This is a genomic window from Serratia oryzae, from assembly GCF_001976145.1.
Lineage (GTDB): Bacteria > Pseudomonadota > Gammaproteobacteria > Enterobacterales > Enterobacteriaceae > Chania > Chania oryzae.
The window spans coordinates 241,937-264,006 of sequence record NZ_MOXD01000002.1 but is presented as its reverse complement, the minus strand read 5'-3'; the positions used below and the strand labels follow the sequence as shown (position 1 = coordinate 264,006).

The 22,070-nt window shown below is 52.1% G+C and carries 25 protein-coding genes, 1 pseudogene and 1 riboswitch; of the genes and pseudogenes, 21 read left to right on the top strand and 5 right to left on the bottom strand.

Annotated features, from left to right (window positions below; all coding sequences use genetic code 11):
* Window positions 1–5 precede the first annotated feature (5 nt).
* The 12 genes from lptE (at window position 6) to lipA (ending at window position 10,846) form a co-directional block, all read left to right on the top strand.
* Complete coding sequence (gene lptE / locus BMI79_RS04390) at window positions 6–566, top strand: LPS assembly lipoprotein LptE (protein ID WP_076940781.1); 561 nt, start codon at window positions 6–8, stop codon at window positions 564–566.
* Complete coding sequence (gene holA / locus BMI79_RS04385; protein WP_076940779.1) at window positions 563–1,597, top strand: DNA polymerase III subunit delta; 1,035 nt, start codon at window positions 563–565, stop codon at window positions 1,595–1,597. Before lptE ends, holA begins: the two co-directional genes overlap by 4 nt.
* Complete coding sequence (gene nadD, locus BMI79_RS04380; protein WP_076940777.1) at window positions 1,587–2,249, top strand: nicotinate-nucleotide adenylyltransferase; 663 nt, start codon at window positions 1,587–1,589, stop codon at window positions 2,247–2,249. Before holA ends, nadD begins: the two co-directional genes overlap by 11 nt.
* A gap of 160 nt (window positions 2,250–2,409) precedes the next feature.
* Window positions 2,410–2,727, top strand: a complete 318-nt coding sequence (gene rsfS / locus BMI79_RS04375) for a ribosome silencing factor (RefSeq protein WP_076941232.1) — start codon at window positions 2,410–2,412, stop codon at window positions 2,725–2,727.
* Between the two features lie 3 nt (window positions 2,728–2,730).
* Window positions 2,731–3,201, top strand: coding sequence for a 23S rRNA (pseudouridine(1915)-N(3))-methyltransferase RlmH (gene rlmH, locus BMI79_RS04370; protein ID WP_004949595.1), 471 nt, complete (start codon window positions 2,731–2,733; stop codon window positions 3,199–3,201).
* Window positions 3,202–3,239: 38 nt separating this feature from the next.
* Window positions 3,240–5,135, top strand: coding sequence for a peptidoglycan DD-transpeptidase MrdA (mrdA, locus tag BMI79_RS04365; protein ID WP_076940774.1), 1,896 nt, complete (start codon window positions 3,240–3,242; stop codon window positions 5,133–5,135).
* Window positions 5,136–5,143: 8 nt separating this feature from the next.
* The gene (gene mrdB / locus BMI79_RS04360; RefSeq protein ID WP_076940771.1) at window positions 5,144–6,256 is read left to right on the top strand and encodes a peptidoglycan glycosyltransferase MrdB; all 1,113 of its coding nucleotides are present in this window, start codon (window positions 5,144–5,146) and stop codon (window positions 6,254–6,256) included.
* 10 nt (window positions 6,257–6,266) lie between these two features.
* Entirely contained in the window at window positions 6,267–7,337 is a 1,071-nt protein-coding gene (gene rlpA / locus BMI79_RS04355; protein WP_076940769.1) for an endolytic peptidoglycan transglycosylase RlpA, read from the top strand.
* A 180-nt stretch (window positions 7,338–7,517) separates the two neighbouring features.
* The gene (dacA, locus tag BMI79_RS04350; RefSeq protein ID WP_076940767.1) at window positions 7,518–8,729 is read left to right on the top strand and encodes a D-alanyl-D-alanine carboxypeptidase DacA; all 1,212 of its coding nucleotides are present in this window, start codon (window positions 7,518–7,520) and stop codon (window positions 8,727–8,729) included.
* Between the two features lie 104 nt (window positions 8,730–8,833).
* A complete protein-coding gene (gene ybeD / locus BMI79_RS04345) occupies window positions 8,834–9,100 on the top strand; it encodes a DUF493 family protein YbeD (RefSeq protein ID WP_024911480.1) in 267 nt (88 codons plus the stop codon).
* A gap of 119 nt (window positions 9,101–9,219) precedes the next feature.
* Complete coding sequence (gene lipB / locus BMI79_RS04340) at window positions 9,220–9,888, top strand: lipoyl(octanoyl) transferase LipB (protein ID WP_076940765.1); 669 nt, start codon at window positions 9,220–9,222, stop codon at window positions 9,886–9,888.
* A complete protein-coding gene (gene lipA / locus BMI79_RS04335; RefSeq protein ID WP_076940763.1) occupies window positions 9,881–10,846 on the top strand; it encodes a lipoyl synthase in 966 nt (321 codons plus the stop codon). The genes lipB and lipA overlap by 8 nt, the downstream gene beginning before the upstream one ends.
* A gap of 95 nt (window positions 10,847–10,941) precedes the next feature.
* On the opposite strand, the gene tatA is transcribed toward lipA, so the two are convergent.
* On the bottom strand, window positions 10,942–11,148 hold the full coding sequence (gene tatA, locus BMI79_RS04330) for a Sec-independent protein translocase subunit TatA (RefSeq protein WP_076940762.1): 207 nt from the start codon (window positions 11,146–11,148) through the stop codon (window positions 10,942–10,944).
* A 216-nt stretch (window positions 11,149–11,364) separates the two neighbouring features.
* Between tatA and BMI79_RS04325 the strand changes: the two genes are divergently transcribed.
* Together BMI79_RS04325 and crcB are read left to right on the top strand one after the other, a co-directional pair.
* Window positions 11,365–12,441 carry a diguanylate cyclase gene (locus BMI79_RS04325; RefSeq protein WP_076940760.1) on the top strand — a complete coding sequence of 359 codons (1,077 nt, stop codon included), beginning with the start codon at window positions 11,365–11,367 and terminating at the stop codon, window positions 12,439–12,441.
* Window positions 12,442–12,511: 70 nt separating this feature from the next.
* Window positions 12,512–12,574, top strand: a riboswitch (Fluoride riboswitch).
* A 74-nt stretch (window positions 12,575–12,648) separates the two neighbouring features.
* Window positions 12,649–13,032, top strand: coding sequence for a fluoride efflux transporter CrcB (gene crcB / locus BMI79_RS04320; protein WP_076940758.1), 384 nt, complete (start codon window positions 12,649–12,651; stop codon window positions 13,030–13,032).
* 46 nt (window positions 13,033–13,078) lie between these two features.
* Here crcB and cspE read toward each other — a convergent pair whose 3' ends face one another.
* On the bottom strand, window positions 13,079–13,288 hold the full coding sequence (cspE, locus tag BMI79_RS04315) for a transcription antiterminator/RNA stability regulator CspE (protein ID WP_002210315.1): 210 nt from the start codon (window positions 13,286–13,288) through the stop codon (window positions 13,079–13,081).
* A 283-nt stretch (window positions 13,289–13,571) separates the two neighbouring features.
* Here cspE and BMI79_RS04305 point away from each other — a divergent pair, with 283 nt between their 5' ends.
* On the top strand, window positions 13,572–14,051 hold the full coding sequence (locus BMI79_RS04305; protein ID WP_076940754.1) for a cold-shock protein: 480 nt from the start codon (window positions 13,572–13,574) through the stop codon (window positions 14,049–14,051).
* Between the two features lie 76 nt (window positions 14,052–14,127).
* Complete coding sequence (locus BMI79_RS23980; protein ID WP_167370511.1) at window positions 14,128–14,289, top strand: YnfU family zinc-binding protein; 162 nt, start codon at window positions 14,128–14,130, stop codon at window positions 14,287–14,289.
* A gap of 3 nt (window positions 14,290–14,292) precedes the next feature.
* Here the strand turns inward: BMI79_RS23980 and BMI79_RS04300 are convergent, their stop codons facing one another.
* Window positions 14,293–15,741, bottom strand: coding sequence for a GGDEF domain-containing protein (locus BMI79_RS04300; protein WP_076940752.1), 1,449 nt, complete (start codon window positions 15,739–15,741; stop codon window positions 14,293–14,295).
* Between the two features lie 1,187 nt (window positions 15,742–16,928).
* Between BMI79_RS04300 and BMI79_RS04295 the strand changes: the two genes are divergently transcribed.
* Window positions 16,929–17,135, top strand: a complete 207-nt coding sequence (locus tag BMI79_RS04295) for a hypothetical protein (RefSeq protein ID WP_076940750.1) — start codon at window positions 16,929–16,931, stop codon at window positions 17,133–17,135.
* Window positions 17,136–17,207: 72 nt separating this feature from the next.
* Here the strand turns inward: BMI79_RS04295 and BMI79_RS23975 are convergent, their stop codons facing one another.
* Window positions 17,208–17,492: a hypothetical protein gene (locus BMI79_RS23975; protein ID WP_167370510.1), complete on the bottom strand. Its 285-nt coding sequence runs from the start codon at window positions 17,490–17,492 to the stop codon at window positions 17,208–17,210.
* On the opposite strand from BMI79_RS23975, the pseudogene BMI79_RS24540 reads away from it, so the two are divergent.
* The 4 genes and pseudogenes from BMI79_RS24540 to dcuC all read left to right on the top strand — a co-directional run.
* Window positions 17,439–17,552: pseudogene (locus BMI79_RS24540) on the top strand (hypothetical protein); the annotation flags it as partial. The gene BMI79_RS23975 and the pseudogene BMI79_RS24540 sit on opposite strands and share 54 nt — an antisense overlap.
* 18 nt (window positions 17,553–17,570) lie before the next feature.
* Complete coding sequence (locus BMI79_RS04290; protein ID WP_241680021.1) at window positions 17,571–18,260, top strand: MurR/RpiR family transcriptional regulator; 690 nt, start codon at window positions 17,571–17,573, stop codon at window positions 18,258–18,260.
* A gap of 142 nt (window positions 18,261–18,402) precedes the next feature.
* Entirely contained in the window at window positions 18,403–19,227 is an 825-nt protein-coding gene (locus tag BMI79_RS04285) for an alpha/beta fold hydrolase (RefSeq protein ID WP_076940745.1), read from the top strand.
* A 14-nt stretch (window positions 19,228–19,241) separates the two neighbouring features.
* Window positions 19,242–20,612 carry a C4-dicarboxylate transporter DcuC gene (dcuC, locus tag BMI79_RS04280; RefSeq protein WP_076940743.1) on the top strand — a complete coding sequence of 457 codons (1,371 nt, stop codon included), beginning with the start codon at window positions 19,242–19,244 and terminating at the stop codon, window positions 20,610–20,612.
* Between the two features lie 295 nt (window positions 20,613–20,907).
* On the opposite strand, the gene BMI79_RS04275 is transcribed toward dcuC, so the two are convergent.
* The gene (locus BMI79_RS04275; protein WP_076940741.1) at window positions 20,908–21,870 is read right to left on the bottom strand and encodes a LysR substrate-binding domain-containing protein; all 963 of its coding nucleotides are present in this window, start codon (window positions 21,868–21,870) and stop codon (window positions 20,908–20,910) included.
* Window positions 21,871–22,070: the final 200 nt, after the last annotated feature.

Genomic DNA, 22,070 nt, shown 5'->3' with positions numbered 1-22,070 from the left:
GCATTGTGCGACATCGTATTCTGACGTTGTTGCTGGGGTTGGCGGTGCTGGTCACCGCCGGCTGCGGTTTTCACCTGCGCGGCACCGCGCTGGTTCCCACAGAAATGCATACGCTGATCTTGGACAGCTACGATCCCTTTGGCCCGCTGACGCGTGCCGTGCGCGCTCAGTTGAGCATCAACGGCGTGACCATTGTGAACGATGCAACGCGCAAGGATGTGCCGTCTCTGCGCATCGTGAACTCGACACAAAGTCAGGATACCGTGTCGATCTTCCAGGATGGTAAAACGGCAGAGAACCAGATGGTGATGACCGTGCAGGCACAGGTTTTGATCCCTGGCCATGATATCTACCCGTTGGACGTCAAAGTGTTTCGTGCGTTCTTTGATAACCCGTTGACCGCATTGGCTAAAGATGCCGAACAAGAAATCATCCTGCAGGAAATGCGCCAGCAGGCTGCGCAGCAGATTGTGCGTAAGCTGATGGTGGTGCAGGCTGCGGAAAATAGTCTTCAACAGAAAGCCGCTGCCGCCGATGAAAAAGCGGCCAGTCAACCTGCACAATGATTCGTCTCTATCCAGAACAACTTGCCGCGCAGCTCCGTGAGGGGCTGCGCGCTTGTTATTTATTGAGTGGCAACGAACCGCTGCTGCTGCAGGAAAGCCAAGATCTGATCCGTCATGCAGCCCAGCAACAGCAGTTCACCGAGCATTACAGTATTTCCCTTGATGTTCATACCGACTGGGAGGCTATTTTCAGTATCTGCCAGGCAATGAGCCTGTTTGCCAGCCGGCAAACCCTGTTACTGACTTTCCCGGAAAATGGCCCAACCGCCCCAATTGCTGAACAACTGGTCAAGTTGGCCGGTTTGCTGCATGAAGACATCCTGCTGGTATTGCGCGGCCCGCGCCTGACTAAAGCGCAGGAAAACAGCGCCTGGTTTAAAGCGCTCAGCCCGAACGGCGTTTTGATCAGCTGCCAGACACCCGAGCAGGCGCAGCTGCCGCGTTGGGTGGCACAGCGAGCAAAATCCATGCAACTGGAGCTTGACGACGCCGCCAATCAATTGCTGTGTTACTGCTATGAGGGCAACCTGCTAGCGCTGTCGCAGGCGCTGGAACGGCTCTCCTTGTTGCACCCTGATGGCAAGCTGCCCCTGCCACGCGTTGAGCAGGCGGTTAGCGACGCCGCGCATTTCAGCCCTTTTCACTGGCTGGACGCCCTGCTGGCAGGCAAAAGCAAACGCGCCTGGCATATTCTGCAACAGTTGCAGCAGGAAGATGTCGAGCCGGTCATTCTGTTGCGCACTCTGCAACGCGAACTGCTGATGCTGCTGACCCTGCAGCGCCGTATGGCCAGCACCCCGCTGCGTACCCTGTTCGACCAGCACAAGGTTTGGCAGAATCGCCGCAGCCTGATTACTCAGGCATTGCAGCGGCTGTCGGGCCAACAGTTGCAGCAGGCCGTTCGTCTGCTGGCACAAATTGAAGTTACCCTGAAGCAAGATTACGGCCAGCCAGTCTGGCCAGAGCTGGAAACCCTGTCGATGCTGATTTGCGGCAAACCGCTTACCACGAGTTTCTCTGATGGCCACTAGACCGGAACATGCCAACACGCTACATGCCCTTTTTGGCGGCACCTTTGACCCGATTCACTACGGCCATCTGCGCCCGGTTGAAGCTTTGGCTCGCGAAGTTGGCCTAAGCCAGGTCACGCTGTTGCCCAATCATGTGCCGCCGCACCGGCCGCAGCCGGAAGCCACCCCGCAGCAACGGTTGAAAATGGTTGAGTTGGCGATTATCGACAACCCCCTGTTTGCGGTGGACGATCGTGAACTGCATCGCACCACTCCGTCCTACACCATTGAGACGTTGGAAACGATTCGTCAACAGCGTGGCACAGCCTTACCTCTGGCGTTTATCATTGGGCAGGACTCCCTGCTGACGCTGCACAAATGGCACCGCTGGCAGGCGCTGCTGGAGGTCTGTCACCTGCTGGTACTGGCGCGCCCCGGTTATCACGATCGCATGGATACCCCAGAGTTGCAGCAATGGCTGGAACAGCACCGCGTTAGCGATGCCCGCCTGCTCAGCCAGCAACCGCAGGGTTATATCTACCTGGCCGATACTCCGCTGCTGGAGATCTCGGCGACCGAGATACGTCAGCGCCGCCATCAGGGCATCAGTTGCGATGATTTATTACCGCGCGCCGTGCAACGCTATATCGAGTTACAGGGTTTATACAGATAGTGCTATACTGCGCCGCTCTTTTTCAGGTATCCACTGAAAACCCCGGAAACCTGGGCTGACCGGGCAATGACCCAAGGTCACAGAGCAGGATCCTACCGATATCATCATTATTCAGGCCACACACGTGTCTGATAAACAGAACATACCCGAGGGGGAACCTTTGCAAGGTAAAGCGCTCCAAGACTTCGTCATCGACAAAATTGATGACATGAAAGGCCAAGATATTATCGCTCTGGATGTACAGGGCAAATCCAGCATCACCGATTGCATGATCATCTGCACCGGCACCTCGACCCGTCACGTGATGTCGATTGCCGAACGCGTGATCGATGAAGCACGCGCCGTCGGTATGGAACTGTACGGCATGAAAGGCCAGGCAGTTTCCGACTGGGTAGTCGTGGATCTGGGTGAAGTGATTGTGCACGTGATGCAGGAAGAAAGCCGTCAGCTGTACGAATTGGAAAAACTCTGGAGTTAAGCGGTGAAACTGCAATTGGTTGCAGTCGGCACGAAAATGCCAGACTGGGTGCAGACCGGCTTTATGGATTACCTGCATCGCTTTCCGAAAGATATGCCGTTTGAACTGACCGAAATCCCGGCGGGCAAGCGTGGCAAAAATGCAGATATCAAACGCATTCTGGAAAAAGAAGGCGAGCAGATGCTGGCGGCGGTGGGCAAAGGCAACCGCATTGTCACGTTGGATATCCCTGGCACACCGTGGGAGACGCCCCAGTTGGCACAACAGCTTGAGCGCTGGAAGCAGGATGGGCGTAACGTCAGCCTGCTGATCGGTGGCCCGGAAGGGCTGGCACCGGCCTGTAAAGCCGCCGCAGAGCAGAGCTGGTCGCTCTCTCCGCTGACGTTACCGCATCCTTTGGTGCGTGTTTTAGTGGCCGAAAGCCTCTATCGCGCCTGGAGTATTACCACAAATCATCCTTACCACCGGGAATGACCGGTGGTGACAGTAACAGAGTGAAATAAAGTAACGGGATGAACATAGATCGTAACCCTTTTCGCGACTATACGGCAGAATCTGCCCTGTTTGTACGCCGCGCCCTGGTGGCGTTTTTGGTTATTCTGGTGCTGACCGGCATCCTGATTGCCAATCTGTATAATCTGCAAATCGTTCGCTTTGAGGATTACCGTACCCGTTCCAACGAAAACCGCATCAAGCTGGTGCCAATCCCCCCCAGCCGCGGCATTATTTACGATCGTAACGGCACACCGCTGGCGCTGAATCGCACCATCTACCAACTGGAACTGATGCCGGAAAAAGTCGACGATCTCAGTGCCACGCTACAGGCATTGCGCCCGATCGTCGATCTGACCGACGACGACATCGCCAATTTTGAGAAAGAACGCAAGCGCTCGCGCCGTTTTGTCTCGATCCCGGTTAAAACCGCACTGACCGAAGTTCAGGTTGCGCGTTTTGCCGTCAACCAATTCCGTTTTCCCGGCGTGGAAGTGAAAGGCTACCAGCGCCGTTACTACCCTTATGGTTCTGCCCTCACCCACGTGATCGGCTATGTGTCGAAGATTAACGATCGCGACGTTGAACGCCTGGATAAAGATGGCAAGCTAGCCAACTATGCCGCCACCCACGATATCGGCAAACTGGGCATCGAACGTTTTTACGAAGATACCCTGCACGGCAAAACCGGTTATGAAGAGGTGGAAGTCAACAACCGTGGCCGGGTGATCCGCCAGTTGCATGAGCAGCCGCCTTCCGCTGGCAAAGACGTTTATCTGACCCTCGATCTCAACCTGCAACGCTATATCGAGCAACTGCTGGTGGGCAGCCGAGCCGCCGTAGTGGTCAGCGATCCGCGTACCGGCGGCATTCTGGCGATGGTTTCTAACCCCAGTTACGATCCGAACCTGTTCGTTGACGGCATCTCCAACAAAGATTATCAGGGGCTGCTCAACGATCCGAACCGCCCGCTGATCAACCGTGCCACGCAAGGGGTTTACCCCCCAGCCTCCACGGTGAAGCCCTATATCGCCGTATCGGCCCTCAGCGCCGGGGTGATCACTCGCAATACCGTGGTGTTCGATCCCGGCTGGTGGCAACTGCCCGGCTCGGAAAAGCGCTTTCGCGACTGGAAAAAGTGGGGCCATGGCCGCCTGAACGTCACCAAAGCCCTGGAAGAGTCTGCGGATACCTTCTTCTATCAGGTTGCCTATGATATGGGCATCGATCGTCTGTCGAGCTGGCTGAGCAAGTTCGGCTACGGTGACTATACCGGTATCGACCTGTCTGAAGAGCGTTCCGGCCTGATGCCGACGCGCGATTGGAAACTCAAGCGCTTCAAAAAACCCTGGTATCAGGGTGATACCATTCCGGTAGGCATCGGCCAGGGTTACTGGACCGCTACGCCGATCCAGATGTCCAAGGCTCTGAATACGCTGATCAACGACGGTGATGTCAAAATCCCGCACCTGCTGCAAAGCACCCGCATCAACGGGGTGCTGGTACCGTTCCGTCAGGAAGAACACAAGCAGATCGGTGATATTCATTCAGGCTTCTGGGAAATTGCCAAAGACGGCATGTACGGCGTTGCCAACCGGCCCAACGGCACGGCACGCAAGTTCTTTGAGGGCACCCCCTACAAGGCCGCGGCAAAATCGGGAACCGCACAGGTGTTCGGTTATGAAACCTATAACGCCCACAAACTCGCAGAACACCTGCGTGACCATAAACTGATGACCGCTTTCGCGCCGTACGACAACCCGACGGTCTCAGTAGCCATCATCCTGGAGAACGGCGGTTCAGGCCCGGCGGTAGGGACCATCACCCGCCAGATCCTCGACCATATCCTGTTGGGCGACAACAATACGCAATTACCCGACGCAGCCCCACTGCCGCCGGGTATAGAAGGTGATTAAGGTAGAATATGACTGAAAGCCAACAAAAGGGTTCCATCTGGACCAAGCTTCATATCGACCCGACTTTCCTGTTATTTATTCTGGCTCTGCTGGTCTATAGCGCATTCGTGATGTGGAGCGCCAGCGGCCAGGATGTCGGCATGATGGAACGCAAGATCGGCCAGATCCTGATGGGCATGATCGTGATGGGCGTGATGGCGCAGATCCCGCCACGGGTGTATGAAAGCTGGGCGCCCTACCTGTATATTTTCTGCGTTATCCTGCTGATTCTGGTCGACGCCTTCGGGCAGATCAGTAAAGGAGCACAACGCTGGCTGGATCTGGGCTTTGTGCGTTTTCAGCCGTCGGAAATCGCCAAAATCGCCGTACCGCTGATGGTGGCACGCTTTATGAACCGCGACGTATGCCCACCCTCGCTGAAAAATACCGGCATCGCGCTGGTCCTGATCTTCCTGCCGACGCTGCTGGTGGCGGCCCAGCCCGATCTCGGCACCTCGATTCTGATCGCCGCCTCCGGCCTGTTTGTTCTGTTCCTATCCGGGATGAGCTGGAAGCTGATTGCCTTTGCTGCCGTATTGGTGGCTGCCTTTATTCCGGTGCTGTGGTTCTTCCTGATGCATGATTATCAACGGGACCGCGTCATGATGCTGCTCGATCCGGAAAGCGATCCTTTAGGGGCCGGTTACCATATTATTCAGTCAAAAATCGCCATCGGTTCCGGCGGCCTGTCGGGTAAAGGCTGGCTGCAAGGAACGCAGTCACAGCTGGAGTTCCTGCCCGAGCGCCACACCGACTTCATCTTTGCGGTGCTGGCGGAAGAACTTGGCCTGATCGGCGTTCTGGTGCTGCTGGTGCTCTATCTGCTGGTGATCACCCGCGGGTTGATGATCGCCGCTCGGGCGCAGACCACCTTTGGCCGTGTGATGGTGGGTGGGTTGATGCTGATCCTGTTCGTTTATGTATTTGTTAACATTGGCATGGTCAGTGGCATTTTGCCAGTAGTTGGCGTACCTTTGCCTCTGGTCAGCTATGGCGGATCGGCATTGATTGTACTGATGGCTGGATTCGGCATCGTGATGTCGATTCACACGCATCGCAAAATGCTGTCTAAAAATCTATAAGAGGTGAGTAATGCGTAAGGAATGGCTTTGGGTCGGTGCAGTTGCTGTTGCGGTATTACTTTCAGCCTGTACCACTACCACGGAAGAAGCACCGGCTCCACAGCAGCAGCCCTACAACGGGCCAGTCACTGAAATTGGCGGTGTGGAGCCTCGGTATGAGCCCTATAACCCGACTACCATGCAGGATTATAAGGTCAATGGCGATACCTATCGCATTGTGAAAGACCCGCAAAACTTTTCGCAGACGGGTCTGGCCGCCTGGTATGGCGAAGAAGCCAACGGCAATACCACGGCCATTGGTGAGCGGTTTGATCCCAATGCCCTAACCGCCGCACACCCTACTCTGCCAATCCCAAGCTACGTGCGCGTGACCAACCTGGCCAATGGTCGCCAGTTGGTGGTGCGTGTCAACGATCGCGGCCCTTATACGCAAGGCCGGATTATCGATCTGTCAAAAGCGGTGGCCGATCGCCTCAACTTGACGAGCAATACCAAGGTGAAAGTGGACTTTATCAGCGTAGCCCCTGATGGCTCGCTGAGCGGCCCAGGTTCCATCGGCACCGTGGTTGCCAAACAGAGTTATGCCTTGCCACAGCGCCCAGACCTCAGTTCAAGCAGCATGGGAACCCCCGTACAGCAAGAGCAGCCGGTTGACCATGGTGCTGCCGTGCGCCCAATTGATAACAGTAGCCTGAACAACAGCGACAGCGGTGATGCCCCAATGCGCAGTGGCGGGTTCCTGGGAGCGCCAAGCGCCTTACCGGCTGGCGTATTGGAAGGCTCGGAACCACAACCGGCCGTTACAGCCCCTGCCGTCACCGCGCCGGCTGTTGCCAGCACGGCAGCCAGCGCAGGCGGTAGCGTCGTGGTCCAGGTGGGTGCCTTGAGCAACGCCGAACGTGCGCAAAGCTGGCAGCAACAACTGAGCCAGCAGTTTGGCGTTCCCGGTAAAGTCTCTGCCAATGGCAACGTCTACCGTGTTCAGCTAGGCCCGTTCAATCATCGTCAACAGGCGGTACAATTGCAGCAGCGCCTGGCCAGTGAAGCACAGCAACAATCTTTTATCACTGCTGCACCCTAAAGCGTGACGCTCGGTAGGCGATTACGGCTGATAGCCCATTTTTTAGCTGAAACATTTTCTTTCAGGTAAATATAGGTAAACCACTATCAGTCGGGTGAATGCCTAATGCCTGCCGGGATCCCATCTGTTATAGTGTGGCTCGTTTTTTAACTTAATCTCACGGATGTTGTCGTTCCGATCATGAAACATGTAACTTCTTTTCGCTTAATCAAGAGCCTAACGCTCGGCACCGTCATCGCGATAAGCGCAGCGTCAGTTGCCCATGCAGACGACGTTAATATCAAAACCATGATCCCGGGTGTCCCGCAAATTGATGCACAAGCGTACATCCTGATTGATTACAACTCCGGTAAAGTGTTGGCAGAGTCGAATGCCGACGCGCGTCGCGATCCCGCCAGCCTGACCAAAATGATGACCAGCTATGTCATTGGCCAGGCGCTGAAATCCGGCAAGATTGGCCAGGATGATATGGTCACCATCGGCCAGGATGCCTGGGCCACCGGTAACCCGGTGTTTAAAGGCTCCTCGCTGATGTTCCTGAAGCCCGGCGATCGGGTGCCGGTTTCCAAACTGACGCGCGGTATCAACCTGCAATCTGGTAACGATGCCTGTGTCGCCATGGCCGACTACGTTGCTGGCAGCCAGGATGCGTTCGTTAACCTGATGAACACCTACGTCAAGCAGCTTGGCCTGCAGAATACCCACTTCCAGACCGTACATGGCCTGGATGCAGAAGGCCAGTTCAGCTCTGCGCGTGATATGGCGCTGATCGGCCAGGCGCTGATCCGTGACGTTCCTGACGAATACGCCATCTATAAAGAAAAAGAGTTTACCTTCAACAACATTCGCCAGATGAACCGTAACGGTTTGCTGTGGGATACCAGCCTGAACGTTGATGGGATCAAAACCGGCCACACCGAGGCCGCCGGTTACAACCTGGTGGCATCGGCGACCGAAGGCCAGATGCGCCTGATCTCCGCCGTACTGGGTGGCCGCACCTTCAAAGGCCGTGAAACCGAAAGTAAAAAATTGCTGACCTGGGGCTTCCGTTTCTTTGAAACCGTCGCACCGCTGAAAGCAGGTAAAGAATTTGCCTCAGAGCCGGTCTGGTTTGGCGATGCCGATCGCGTAGAACTGGGCGTAGATAAAGACGCTTTCCTGACCATCCCGCGTGGCCGGATGAAAGATCTGAAAGCCAGCTACGTGCTGAACACGCCGGAAATCCACGCGCCGCTGGCAAAAAATCAGGTCGTCGGCACCATCAACTTCCAGCTGGATGGCAAGACTATCGATCAACGCCCGCTGGTCGTATTGAACGAAGTAAAAGAAGGCGGCATCTTCAGCCGTCTGGTAGATTACATCAAGCTGATGTTCCACCACTGGTTTGGCTAAGGCTTGAAACGGGGAATTTCAGCCCCATATCCTACTTAGCAATCACTCCCGCTCCGGCGGGAGTTATACTTTATAGACAAGCTTTACCCACGGAGCGCATTCACATGCAAAAAACTAAACTGAACGAACTGCTCGAATTCCCTTGTTCCTTTACCTACAAAGTAATGGGCTTGGCACAACCCGAGTTGGTAGACCAGGTGGTTGAAGTGGTGCAGCGCCATGCTCCAGGGGATTACAACCCGCAGGTTAAACCGAGCAGCAAAGGCAATTACCACTCCGTTTCCATCACCATCACCGCGACCCATATCGACCAAGTGGAAACACTCTATGAAGAGTTAGGCAACATTGAGATTGTCCGCATGGTGCTGTAATGCCAGCCTATAACCCCACCGGCACCGCCTGCTCGTGCTGTGCCTGGGTGCTGGGGATAAATGCTGGTCGTGAGCCAGAGCGCTCGGTATAATGGTTTTCTCACTTCTGTAACCTGACGATGACTCGTTTGCAACATAATAAGATCATTTTGCGTCACCTGGGGTTGCAGCCCTATGCGCCTGTATCCCAAGCCATGCATCACTTCACCGACAGCCGCACCGAATCCACGCCCGATGAACTGTGGCTGGTGCAGCATCAGCCAGTGTTTACCCAGGGGCAGGCTGGTAAGGCGGAACACGTTCTGATGCCAGGAGATATCCCGGTGGTGCAGAGCGATCGCGGCGGCCAGGTGACCTACCATGGCCCTGGTCAGCAGGTGCTGTACGTGTTGGTAGATCTGAAACGCAACAAAGTTGGCGTGCGCCAACTGGTCACCGCACTGGAAGAGACGGTTATCAATACCCTCGCCCATTTCAATATCCCGTCGCGCGCGCGCCCAGATGCACCCGGCGTTTATGTGGGCGAACAGAAGATTTGTTCACTGGGCTTGCGCATCCGCAAAGGCAGTTCCTTTCATGGCCTGGCCCTGAATGTCGCGATGGATCTGGCCCCGTTTTTGCGCATCAACCCCTGTGGTTATGCCGGTATGCAGATGACACAAGTCAGCGCGCTGGTGCCTGGCGTCAGCATAGAAGACGTTCATCCAATCCTGGTACAGGAATTTGTTCATTTACTCGGCTACCAGACGGTCGAGCTTCGTAACTGGAACCTGCACGATTATGAGTAAACCGATTCAGATGGAACGCGGCGTCAAATACCGCGATGCAGACAAAATGGCGTTGATCCCGGTAAAAACGGTGGTCACCGAACGGCAGGAGCTGTTACGCAAACCCGAGTGGATGAAGATCAAACTCCCTGCCGACTCTACGCGCATTCAGGGCATCAAAGCCGCGATGCGCAAGAATGGTCTGCATTCGGTGTGCGAAGAGGCTTCGTGCCCGAACCTGTCCGAATGCTTCAACCATGGGACAGCAACCTTCATGATCCTGGGCGCCATCTGCACCCGCCGCTGCCCATTCTGCGACGTGGCCCATGGCCGCCCGGTTGCTCCGGATGCCAATGAGCCGGAAAAACTGGCGCAGACCATTGCCGATATGGCGCTGCGTTACGTGGTCATTACCTCGGTTGATCGCGACGATCTGCGTGATGGCGGTGCACAGCATTTTGCCGACTGTATCGCCGCAATCCGCGCTAAAAGCCCCAATATCAAGATCGAAACGCTGGTGCCCGATTTCCGTGGCCGCATGGACCGCGCCCTGGAGATCCTCACGGCTACCCCACCTGACGTGTTCAACCACAACCTGGAAAACGTGCCGCGTATTTATCGCCAGGTGCGCCCAGGTGCTAACTATGAGTGGTCACTGAAGCTGCTGGAGCGTTTTAAAGAAGCGCATCCGGATATCCCAACCAAGTCGGGCCTGATGGTCGGTCTGGGTGAAACCAATGCGGAAATCGTAGAGGTGATGCGCGATCTGCGCCGCCATGGCGTTACCATGCTGACTCTGGGCCAGTATCTGCAGCCAAGCCGCCACCATCTGCCTGTGCAGCGCTATGTCAGCCCGGCAGAGTTTGACGAAATGAAAGAAGAAGCCATGGCGATGGGCTTCACCCATGCTGCCTGCGGCCCGTTTGTTCGCTCCTCCTACCATGCCGATCTGCAGGCGAAAGGGTTGGAAGTGAAATAAGCACGGTAATTTTTTGTTACGCTTCGGCGCGCAGAAACGCCAAAAAACGGATGTCCTCATGGCATCCGTTTTTTATTGCTCAACAGCACGCAAAATTACACGTCTTTCTTCTCAACGCTCTGCTGGGCAGCCTGATTCTCTGCGGTGTTTGGCGAGGGCGAAGCATCTTCCCCTACGGCCTTTTTGAAGCCTTTCAGTGCCGCCCCTAAATCTGCCCCGAGGGTGCGCAGTTTGCTGGTGCCAAACAGCAATACAATCAACACCGCAATCACCAGAAGCTTGGTAATACTGATACCTTCCATATTCACCTTCTTTTCATTATGGCTGCAAGATGCAGCATGGAAACAAGCCTTGCCTATCAATATTTAGCTACTTTCTCGCATTCGGAACAACAACAACATGTAACAGAGTGAGATCTGGCAGAGATGTTCTATGCTTAATGCATGGGGCATGTTTCTCTATTTGGCGTTTCTCAAGTGCATGATACGCTGCATCATTAACCACAAGGGAGGCGTTGGATGCCAATCGCTCCATTAATCGCTACAACAACGGCGACGACACGACGATCGGGGCTCGGTTTTGCCAAACGCACTTACCTGCCACGTATCGTCGGCCTGGCGATTGGTTCGCTTTGCGTGCTCGCTGCCATATTCCCTTTACACCCCCCCTTTGCCGTATGGTTGCTTCTGGCATTTAATGGTTTTGTCTGGCCCCATATTGCTTATCAGTGGTCCATCCGTTCTGATAAACCCTTTGCTACCGAGATCCGCAATCTGCTGATAGACGCCTTGATGGGCGGTGCCTGGGTCGCGGCCATGGGTTTTAATGCACTGCCCGCGGTAGTGATCCTGTCTATGATGAGCATGAACAACATTGCTTCCGGTGGACTTCCACTGTTTTTTAAAGGGCTGGCAGCGCAGATTATCGGTGCCGTACTGACCAGCGCCGTGCTGGGTTTTCCTTTTTATCCGCAAACCACGCCACAACAGCTGTATCTTTGTTTGCCTATGATCTTTATCTACCCGACATTTCTTGGGTTTGTCACCTACCGTACCGCCAAACACCTGGCAGAAAAAAAACGGGAGTTGTTGCGTATCAGCATGCGGGATGGTTTAACGGGCCTCTATAATCGCCGCCATTGGGAACATCTGTTGCACAATGAGTTTGACGGCTGCCAGCGTTATGGTCGCAAAGCCACGCTGATCCTGATGGATATTGATCACTTCAAGACGATTAATGATACCTTCGGCCATGCACTGGGGGATGAGGCGTTGATCGTTCTTGCGGAAGAGTTGCTGCTGGGATTACGTGTGGTAGATATCGTAGGCCGCTACGGTGGGGATGAATTTGGTGCCGTGTTGCCGAATACTAGCGCCGAGCAAGCCAGCCAGGCGCTGAAACGCATTCAGGAAAGTTTAAATGTAATCGCTTTCCGTGAAGCCCCTGAGCTCAGGTTGCACATCAGCGCCGGTATCGCTGAATACCAGCAAGGGATGCGCGGTTATCAAGATTGGCTGAAAGCAGCGGATGGTGCGTTATATCGAGCGAAAAATAATGGCCGCAACCGCCAGGAATTGGCTATTCCTCAGCCTTGATTTTGTGGTCAGGCTACAAAACAAAATCTACAGCGTGTAAAATCCATCTGGCCTGGTAAAAATACCCGTGCCGACAGACGGAGATGACATTCCTCCATAACCGCCCTCATCGGCTGATGATGTCTACGTAACCTCTCAGAGGGGAGCGTAGTGTCATGCCCGAACCTTTCTGAGTTTCCTCAATTTTTTGTGAACAGGTTTTCGATCATGTTGAGTTCTTTACTGGCAGTGTTTATTGGCGGTGGCTTAGGCAGCGTGTTGCGCTGGATGGTGAGCATGAAGATGAATCCACTGCATCAGCATATTCCCTTAGGCACGCTGAGTGTGAATCTGGTTGGCGGGTTCATTATCGGCTTGGCCCTCGCACTGTTTACGCGAATGACGCACCTGGATGCGACCTGGAAGCTGCTGATCACCACCGGTTTTTGTGGCGGGTTGACCACTTTCTCCACGTTTTCTGTCGAGGTTGTTTATCTGTTACAGGATGGCCGTCTGGTGTGGGCCATCGTCAATATGTTGCTCAATCTGGCGGGATCGCTGGCCATGACGCTGCTGGCGTTTATGTTGGTCAGTTGGCTGAGCGGGCAATAAAAAACCCGCTCATGGAGCGGGTTTTAAGAATTTTGGCTACTGTAGCTTAGATAGCGATAACGTTAGCAGCAGATGGCCCTTTGGCACCGTTCGTGATTTCAAATTCTACACGCTGGCCTTCAGCAAGAGTTTTGAAACCATTGCTAGCGATGGCAGAGAAATGGACGAAAACGTCCTTGCTACCATCTTCCGGAGTAATGAAGCCGAAACCTTTGGATTCATTAAACCACTTAACGCTACCTTTAATCTTAGACATCAAACTTACCTTTAACGTGAATGTAAGACACAAAGTGTGTGTCAGATACAGTACAGCAATTAGAGGGGATTTTGTCCACAACCGAGATCACATAAAATCGATAAAAAGTGAAAAAGTCCGCAACCGGCACAGTAAACTGATTGTTACAGTCAGTAAACGTTAGTAACGCAGCCCGAACCTCTGAGGATCCTGCTACTTTCACCGCAGAACACCGCCCCTCTGTCACAGCAAGGCATTCCACGCTATCATAAACGCTGTGACGAACGATTTTATGAGAATAATGATGAACGGCAAGATAACGACTTTTTTTGCAGACAAAGGCTTCGGTTTTATCACCGACGAGAACGGGGAAAATCGTTATTTTCACGTGATTAAAGTGCAGAATCCGGAGCTGATCAAAAAAAATGCGCTGGTAACCTTTGAGCCCACCAACAACACCAAAGGGCCATCTGCCTATGCGGTAAAAGTGCAAGCACCCAGCAAATATATCACTATCGCTAATGAAAGGATCAAGATCTCCAGCATCAAATCCTTCCATACCTTTACCCAAGAAGTGCCGGTAAAAGCCGATGTCGATAAAGAAAACACCGTGCTTTCAGTGGGTTTGCTGATGAACCGCATCCGCCCGCAGGTGGCTGAAACACCGCAAGCGCTGGAAACCCTGCGCATGTTGTCCATTACGACGTTCCAGAATGTGACTCACACCTTTTCAGAGCACGAAATTGATATTGATGAAACGCTGAAGGCGCTAAAAACGTTGTAACCCAGCAGAAAAACAATCAAAGCTTTTTAATGCCACCTGTGTTAGCGTGAGTTTTCATCTGACACAGGTACATACCATGTCTGAATCCATTAGCGTCAAAGGTTTTAACAACCGTAAAACCCAAATCGCCTGCCCTAAATGCAGCTATGTCACCGAGCAGCAGTGTTCTAAATTACGCAAGAACATCACTCTGATCTGCCCTAATTGCGGTACACAGTTTACGCCGAAACAGGGTTAAGGGTTATCTGAACATGTCACGATGCACTTTGTTAGGGCTGATACTGTTAAACGACTCAACGCGGTTGTGGCCCTGGGACTTGGCACGATAAAGCGCCGTATCCGCCATATTCATCAGTTGCTCAAGGGATTTTTCCTCGGTCATCGCCAAACTGGCGACCCCGATACTGATGGTGATCCGCAGCGGGGCTTTGCCAGCCGGATTCATATCCGCACTTTCCACCCGCTTGCGCAAATATTCCCCCAGTGCCACAGCCTGTGTAACCAGCGCGCGCGGCATCATAATGGCAAACTCCTCCCCACCGAGCCGGCCAAATAACTGATCGTGGCGCAGTTCACGCCGCAGAATATGAGAAAAGTTTGCCAACACCCGATCGCCGATCGCATGCTCGTACATATCGTTGATCAGTTTGAAGTGATCGATATCGATCAACAGCACTGATATTGCTTCTTTGGTTTGATGCTTATATTGCAGCAATTCTCGCGCTTTACGTATAAATGCGCTGCGCCCCAATGCTCCGGTAAGAAAATCATGATTGGCACTGTGCTCTAGCTTGCGCAGCAGTTTGCGATTCACAACGAGTGAACTGGCCAGGATTAACGGCCCCATCACTAACATAGCAATCCCCAAACGGGCTGACATCAGCGAATCCAGCACGGCGGCATCAGGCCCCGGTGTTTGATACAGCATGATATTGCTGGAAACGCTGATAATCTCGCTCACCCCGGTAAGCAACGTCAGAAGCGTGACGCTGAACAACTGGTAGCGCACGGCGCACCACAGCAAGGCAGGGATCGGGAATGCTATCGCTCCCGGCCCACCGATATACAGGCTTAATACCAGCGAGCAAAGCAGAGCCAAAAAGGGCATACTGATGCGCCATTGCCAGTCAATTTGGATGCGCAGCAGCTGCTTCAAACGCGGAGCGGATAGAATTACGGGTAAGATCAGTAGGTTAGTTGAAAATTGTTCACTAAACCATGCTCCCCAAGCGACGGTAACCGAATTGTAGTATAGGGTGTCATCGTGCAGCACAGACAGCGTAGCAGAGATCGCCGCTCCTAGCAGGCAGGCGGTAAACATATATAGAATCGCCTGTGGTTTTCCCAACCGCCGCTGTGCGTTTGGCAGCAGTTGCATCACTACATAGCCAGTGGCGATTAACGCCATATTACAAGCATTCAGCCAAAGCGCGTGCGACCATCCCTCAGCGGTAGTCAGATCTGCAGCAACCATGCCAAGGTAAATAGCCACCCAGCCCACAAAGGTGGCATAAGCAGGTTTACGCAGCAGTAAACCAAGCAGAATGGCGTTCACCGGCCAAAATAGTGAAAGTGCTCCCAAAGGACGGGTAAAAATCCCCGTGAGAGAAAGCAGAAAGGCCAGCAAGAAAAGAGTTATCGATAGAACTGTTGCGGGCAAACGTTGCTTCGAATGTAACCCAACGTTCATAACTTAAGCCAAGATGTTGAAATAACCATGATCATTTTGTGCATATTATCTTTCCCGGCAAAGTGAGAGTGAAAAACTTCTCTCCTCTAAAAAACCAAATGAATCAATCGGAAAACTGTACAACTCTTTATTGGACGGAATCAGCTTAATTTACTTTTTCGGGAATTGGAGGTTCACGTTTACAGGAATGAATCCCTAATAACAAACGGCTGATCAAAACATAGCTTAAAACGTTACCCTTCGAAAAATGCCAACACTGAAAAAAGATATAACTCATCTTCTGAACGTATTCTTTAATCATGGCGTATTTTCCTGCAAGTCTTGCCAAAGCGCAACAAAAAAAGCCCGGCGAGGAACCCGGCACAATGATACGCCATGCAGTGTTAGCCCAAGCAAACTAATAACGTTTCTTACATCGTGTTCACTTGTGCTGAAAAAGAGCATTACGCCAAGGCTACTAGCCCCGAAGCCGTAAGGAGGTATGCCATACATAGATTTTCCTTCCCCTCATGAGTCTCTAAGCCAGGCTGCCAGCGGTGAGCCGCTAAAGCGCAGCGCCCAAGCACATTGTCATCACGGTAGATAAAAAAATCCCGCACAAGGCGGGATAACAATCAATAAGGAATAGTCTTACGCTACAGATAAAGAAATAACACAACATCATCGGGTAAGTTCTACACTAGCAGCAAAAATGTATAGAACTGTCATGTAAACGTAAGTATGGTGTGATAGATGTAACTTCTGTTCAAGCCATTAATAAATATATCTTTGAATTTTTACCCAGGGTGATTTAATTAGCATCATGAAATATAAACCATATTTTTATTAATATTTTTAGCCCTCAGCTGTAAAAACCGAGGGAGCAAAAACACCGTTCAGCACAATAAACTGTAATTTCTGTTCCGCGCAATCAGCACAATGAATTAATTGAATATTACATAAACCTGCAGGTTACCAACTCAACCCGCGGACACAATTGCCCCAGTTGCTGCCGCCGTCATCGCCAGTACCATAGCAACCTGCGGTTACAGAACACTGCGCTATTCCTAGCGCGCAAAGTGGGGAACCTCTCCCCTCAAGCCCCCTAGGGGCAAAATATTCAGGAAATACCTTGAAAAATCTGGGTATAACTTCAATATACAATATGTTGTCTGCCATTTCGGTAGGTCTAGCAAAGGGAAACGAATATGTTAGAGAATTATTTTGGCTCCGGGCTCGCACCGACAGAAGAGCAAAAGCGCAGATTACTGGCCGTGCAGGCGGCATTGGAGCTTTTGAAGGCAACGCTGTCTGATACCAATGATGGCAACGGTGTTGAATACCAATTAAGGACGGCAGAAAAATACGTTGGTTCTCTCGCTGATGCCATTCAGGCTGCCGTAGAGAAAAAGTAACTCCGCCATAAGGCTGAACCCACCCCCGCACAATATTGCTCGCGGATATTGTGCGGGGGTTTCTTTTTGCGCTTAGCGCACCGGATGGGGTGCCTGGTTTGCACCACCTAACGCCTCCAGGAGCATCCCTAATGCCAGGTAGCGACGCCGATCGGGAGGGAATGAGAGATGACACACACTTCTGACAAGGGAATTTTTGATTCCCGTTTTTTCTAGCTTGGGTTTTGTTATTAATGACTCAACGGTGGGCAAACAGGGAAGAATGACATGAACAGAGCCGATTTCTCTCAACGTATTGCCAACCTGGGTAATCTTACCGATACCGACCGGCGTATTATCGACTATTTCGACAAACATTTTGAGTCAATCCCCTACAGCAAAGTGATTGATATCTGTAATGAGGTCGACATTGCCAAGTCAACCCTGGGGCGGTTTATGATGAAAATCGGCTTCAATGGCTTTCGGGATTTTAAACAATCCACCACTGAGCCCGATCTTCGCAGGAATATTTCGCCCATCGAGCGATTTAATAAAAAGAAAAACACCAACAATGGCATTGAGTATATTGAAAAACACTGTGAAGAAATCACGAATAATATTAACAACACGTTAAATAACATCAACAGAAAGGATTTGGAGAAAACTATTGCGCTGATTTGCGATCCGCAAAAGCGGCTTTATGTGATTGGCAGCGCCACAGCACATGCCTTGGCAGAATATTTTTATCTGCTCGGCAGATATATTAAAAAAGACATTGTGCTGCTGGATGCCAACATTGCTAATCTGCCACATAAATTAATTGATTCGCGCAAGGGTGATGTCCTGCTTGCCATCTCCTACTACCGCTTCTCCAGCGTCACCACGCGGCTGATAAAATGGTTTTATCAGAATCGCGGCGATACTATCGTGATCACCGACAACGCAGTCAATCCGTTCAGCCACTTCGCTAGCGCACTGCTGCTGATGGAGAGCCAGCATAGTGGGTTGTTCAGCAGCCGCAGTGCCGGATTCGTGCTGATTGAAGCACTGGTCAATTACATGGGTGAGGTTACCAACAATGAATTGGGTGATAACTTCCACGTGATGGAATCCCTATTTGAAGCTTTTAATGTTTTTAATAAATAGAATCAAATTAACGTTAGCCTACAACAGAGAAAAATAAACCCTTCATTTACTGGCGGGTCTTTTTTATAACCCTCACCTAATAAAAATCTAATATGATGATTATTAATACCTGGAATTTATTTTATTCAGCGAGGTTTCTATAATGAGCAGTGAAAACAGAGAGATTCCTGTTTGCCCCGAGCAACAAATAATTCCCACCCCACAAGGGAATTTATCTTTCCGCACTTGTGGAGCCGGTGAAACCATTATCTTCTTGCACGGTATTCTCGGCAGTTCTAAAGCCTGGCCGTTCCAATTTGCCGCACTTTCGCCCACTTACCGCATTGTCGCCTGGGATGCTCCGGGGTATGCCGACTCAGCGCTGGTCGCCGCCGAGATCGATGCCTATGAGCAGATGTTACATCAGCTGATTCTACACCTTGGCGATGAAAAAGTGTCCCTGGTTGGCCATTCAATGGGGGGAACCATTGCCAGCCGCTATGCTGCCCGGCATCCCGAGAGGATCAAAAATCTGGTTCTGTCCTGCACGCACCCGGGCTATGGCGCACCAGAAACGGCACCGATCTCAGAAAAGCTGGAAACCCGGCTGAAAGAGCTGGCTGAAATCGGCCGCGAAGCCTATGGCAGAAACCGCGCGCGCGATCTGCTCCCCTTCCCCGACGTGCCCACTGCGGTATTGGACTACGCGGCAGAGATTGCGGCACAAACCAATCTGGAAGGCTTGAGACGCGCCACGCGGATGCTGCAGTTGGCCGATAACCGCCCGCTGCTGCCACAAATATCCGTGCCTACGCTGATCTTGACCGGCGAAAAAGACGGCGTGGTACAGCCGAAATTAAAAGCCGATCTGTTAGCGCTGGTGCCATATACCCAGCATATCGAGATGCCCGGTCTGGGCCATGCGCCTTATTTTCAGGCTCCGGACTATTACAACACCTTGCTGTGCGAATTTATCGCTAATCACTGAAAATAGGGGCTACGATGACTGGATTTATCATCGGCATAATCATTACCGTTCTTGCCGCCTGGTTTATTATCAAAAACTATCAACCACAGGCCATATTGCTGCTGGCCGGGTTGAGTTTATTACTCATCACGGCAATCTTCTTCCCGGAACAATCGATCCTGTATGGCAAAGCCAAGTCTATCGGCTGGGTCGGTGGGGATATTTTTGCGTTTGTTAAAGAGTCCTTGACCACCCAAGTCGCCGGTATCGGTTTGATCATTATGGCAGCGGGGGGTTTTGCTGATTATATGGATCACATCAAAGCGTCGAACTCGATGGTGAATCTGTGTATCAAGCCGCTGCAGATGATCAAAGCCCCCTACCTGATTTTAGCGATCGGCTACATCTTGTCTCAATTGCTGCATGTGGCGATCTCCAGTGCGGCCGGTTTAGCCATGCTGTTACTGGTAACCTTCTTTCCGGTGCTGGTGCGTTTAGGGGTCAGTAAAGCCGCCGCCGCTTCAATGATCGGCATGTCGGCATTTATGGATCTCGGCCCGGCGGTCGGCACCGCTAACCTAGCGGCAAAACACGCCGGTATGGAAACGGCGATCTACTTTGCTCACTACCAACTGCCGGTCGCCACCGGGGTGATGCTGGTAGTGGCCGTGCTGATCTTTTTCACCGCACGCTATTTTGATGCCAAAGACGGGCATGTGGTGGCCCAACAGCACCACCAGCCACAAGCTGATGAAGACAGCGGGAAAGTACCGGCTTTTTACGCTTTTCTGCCGATTTTCCCGGTCATTCTGGTGATCGTCTTCAGCCCGCTCATCGTCAGCAGCATCAAGATTGACGTGGTGACCGCCATGATCATTGGCACCTTACTGGCGTTTTTCTGTGAACTGCTGGTCAGGCGGGATTTTAAAGCGGCCTGCAAAGGGATACAGGTATTTTTTAAAGGGATGGGTTCGATGTTTACCAGCATCGTCTCCCTGCTGGTGTGTGCCGACGTATTTGCCCAGGGGCTGCAAATCATCGGGGCCGTGGATTTTATCATCCACACCGTTCAGGCCGCCGGTTTTGGCTTTGGCAATATGACCGTTGTGATGGCCCTGCTGGTTTGCGTGACTGCGGCCCTGACCGGTTCCGGCGTCGCCGCGTTCTTTTCTTTCTCCGGTTTGGCGCCGGGCATTGCCGCCAAGTTTGGTGAAAGCGCCGTCAGCATGATTCTGCCGATGCAATTGATGGCGGGTATGGGAAGATCGATTTCCCCGGTTGCAGGGGTGATTATTGCGGTCAGTAAAGCCGGTGAATGCTCACCCTTTATGATTGTCCGCCGCACGCTTATTCCGGCCATTGGCGGCATGGTTACCATGCTGGTGCTGAACGGTATTCTCAACTAACTCCCTCCTCCTTAGGGCGGTAAACTCGCCGCCCCATCCAAATTCCTACCTATTGGCCTAGTCAATTCTTAAATAATCAAACGGATATATATAACCTCGTGCTCCGGTTGTACACTCTCTATCAGCCACTTAGTGTGAAAGGTTCAGATTTTATTAACAAGGAGTGTTGATATGTTCTCGAGGATCATGTTTGTTCTGTTTGCTGCCGCCGTCTTATTAGCGCTGATCAACTGGGAGCGGATATGGGCGATCATCCGCCCGATAGTCTAATGCCGTAGATAAGCCAGCAGCGGCCTCAGCCCCTCTCCTGTGGGGTGCTGATGCTGGAAACGTTTCGCCCTCTATTTATGGCAATATCATTGCTGCACTCTTTGTGGATTTCCGTAATTAACAGCCGTGCTAGCGGTGGCAACGTGGTTTGCTGGCGGTAGATCAAACTGTAATGGCCATCAGGCAGTTTTTCTCTCAGCGGGATAAAGCAAAAAAGATCTTTCATCGAATCCGTCTGTTCAATCAGCTTGGGGCTGATGGACAAGTAGTCAGCCTCTAAAATCAGATGCTCTGCCACAGCGACGGAATCCCCTTTCAATATTGAGTATTCTATATCTGCTTCCGCTGGGAAAAAAAGGGATTCGAGATCGTTGTAATATCCGGCATCGGCCACGGGGAGATACCATTTCGCATTGCGAAGCGCTGCCAAACAGGTCGCATGCGCCAAGGGATGACCTTTTCTGGCAATGACACCGAATGAACAGGAAAACAGAGGCTCTTCGATAAACTCCCCCAGAGAGATTGCGTTAGAGATTATGCCAATAAAGAAATCCAGCTTCCCTTCCCGCAGGGCGGGCAGTATCTCAGACTGCTGGCCTTCATAAAGCGTTATTTCTGCATTGGGATAAGCCTGCAGAATGCCAGTAACGGCATTGGAGATAAATTTAAACACCTTGGTATGAGAACAACCAAATGAGACACTCCCTTGGTGTAACCCCTTGACCTGTTTCACTTCGTTTACCGCAGTCTCCAACTCACGCAGCACCCGCTTGACACGGGTCTCGAAGCGCCTGCCAATATCAGTCAGCACCATACCCTTCGTGTCGCTAACCATCAGTTTCGCGCCCAAGATCGTCTCCAACTCACGCAGAGAACGAGACATATTCGATTGAGTTTGATTTAGCACCTTTGCGGCCGCGCGCATGCCGCCATGTTGAATAATGGCCTCAAAAATTTTGAGATGGCTTACTGTAGGCAAACGCGACATGAGGCACCTCTGGGCTAATCAATTTAGAACCACTTTCCAACGCTCTTTCTATACTCGTCATACTTCACGTGGCCTGAGGATCGCCAGGCTGGAAAGCCCAAGACATGTCATCTGTCTCTGAGGTTTTCAAACTTGCCGCGCCCCGCAACTTGAAGAACTAAGGGAATACATAAAGAGACATCAGCAAACACATCGCTTCA

What these genes read in the sequence shown, in the direction of transcription:
- holA (WP_076940779.1), top strand. Translation starts at nt 563, where the DNA reads ATGATTCGTCTCTATCCAGAACAACTTGCCGCGCAGCTCCGTGAGGGG.
- nadD (WP_076940777.1), top strand. Translation starts at nt 1,587, where the DNA reads ATGGCCACTAGACCGGAACATGCCAACACGCTACATGCCCTTTTTGGC.
- mrdA (WP_076940774.1), top strand. Translation starts at nt 3,240, where the DNA reads ATGAACATAGATCGTAACCCTTTTCGCGACTATACGGCAGAATCTGCC.
- mrdB (WP_076940771.1), top strand. Translation starts at nt 5,144, where the DNA reads ATGACTGAAAGCCAACAAAAGGGTTCCATCTGGACCAAGCTTCATATC.
- rlpA (WP_076940769.1), top strand. Translation starts at nt 6,267, where the DNA reads ATGCGTAAGGAATGGCTTTGGGTCGGTGCAGTTGCTGTTGCGGTATTA.
- dacA (WP_076940767.1), top strand. Translation starts at nt 7,518, where the DNA reads ATGAAACATGTAACTTCTTTTCGCTTAATCAAGAGCCTAACGCTCGGC.
- ybeD (WP_024911480.1), top strand. Translation starts at nt 8,834, where the DNA reads ATGCAAAAAACTAAACTGAACGAACTGCTCGAATTCCCTTGTTCCTTT.
- lipB (WP_076940765.1), top strand. Translation starts at nt 9,220, where the DNA reads ATGACTCGTTTGCAACATAATAAGATCATTTTGCGTCACCTGGGGTTG.
- lipA (WP_076940763.1), top strand. Translation starts at nt 9,881, where the DNA reads ATGAGTAAACCGATTCAGATGGAACGCGGCGTCAAATACCGCGATGCA.
- tatA (WP_076940762.1), bottom strand. Translation starts at nt 11,148, where the DNA reads ATGGAAGGTATCAGTATTACCAAGCTTCTGGTGATTGCGGTGTTGATT.
- BMI79_RS04325 (WP_076940760.1), top strand. Translation starts at nt 11,365, where the DNA reads ATGCCAATCGCTCCATTAATCGCTACAACAACGGCGACGACACGACGA.
- crcB (WP_076940758.1), top strand. Translation starts at nt 12,649, where the DNA reads ATGTTGAGTTCTTTACTGGCAGTGTTTATTGGCGGTGGCTTAGGCAGC.
- cspE (WP_002210315.1), bottom strand. Translation starts at nt 13,288, where the DNA reads ATGTCTAAGATTAAAGGTAGCGTTAAGTGGTTTAATGAATCCAAAGGT.
- BMI79_RS04305 (WP_076940754.1), top strand. Translation starts at nt 13,572, where the DNA reads ATGAACGGCAAGATAACGACTTTTTTTGCAGACAAAGGCTTCGGTTTT.
- BMI79_RS23980 (WP_167370511.1), top strand. Translation starts at nt 14,128, where the DNA reads ATGTCTGAATCCATTAGCGTCAAAGGTTTTAACAACCGTAAAACCCAA.
- BMI79_RS04300 (WP_076940752.1), bottom strand. Translation starts at nt 15,741, where the DNA reads ATGAACGTTGGGTTACATTCGAAGCAACGTTTGCCCGCAACAGTTCTA.
- BMI79_RS04295 (WP_076940750.1), top strand. Translation starts at nt 16,929, where the DNA reads ATGTTAGAGAATTATTTTGGCTCCGGGCTCGCACCGACAGAAGAGCAA.
- BMI79_RS23975 (WP_167370510.1), bottom strand. Translation starts at nt 17,492, where the DNA reads ATGTTTGTCGAAATAGTCGATAATACGCCGGTCGGTATCGGTAAGATT.
- BMI79_RS04290 (WP_241680021.1), top strand. Translation starts at nt 17,571, where the DNA reads ATGATGAAAATCGGCTTCAATGGCTTTCGGGATTTTAAACAATCCACC.
- BMI79_RS04285 (WP_076940745.1), top strand. Translation starts at nt 18,403, where the DNA reads ATGAGCAGTGAAAACAGAGAGATTCCTGTTTGCCCCGAGCAACAAATA.
- dcuC (WP_076940743.1), top strand. Translation starts at nt 19,242, where the DNA reads ATGACTGGATTTATCATCGGCATAATCATTACCGTTCTTGCCGCCTGG.
- BMI79_RS04275 (WP_076940741.1), bottom strand. Translation starts at nt 21,870, where the DNA reads ATGTCGCGTTTGCCTACAGTAAGCCATCTCAAAATTTTTGAGGCCATT.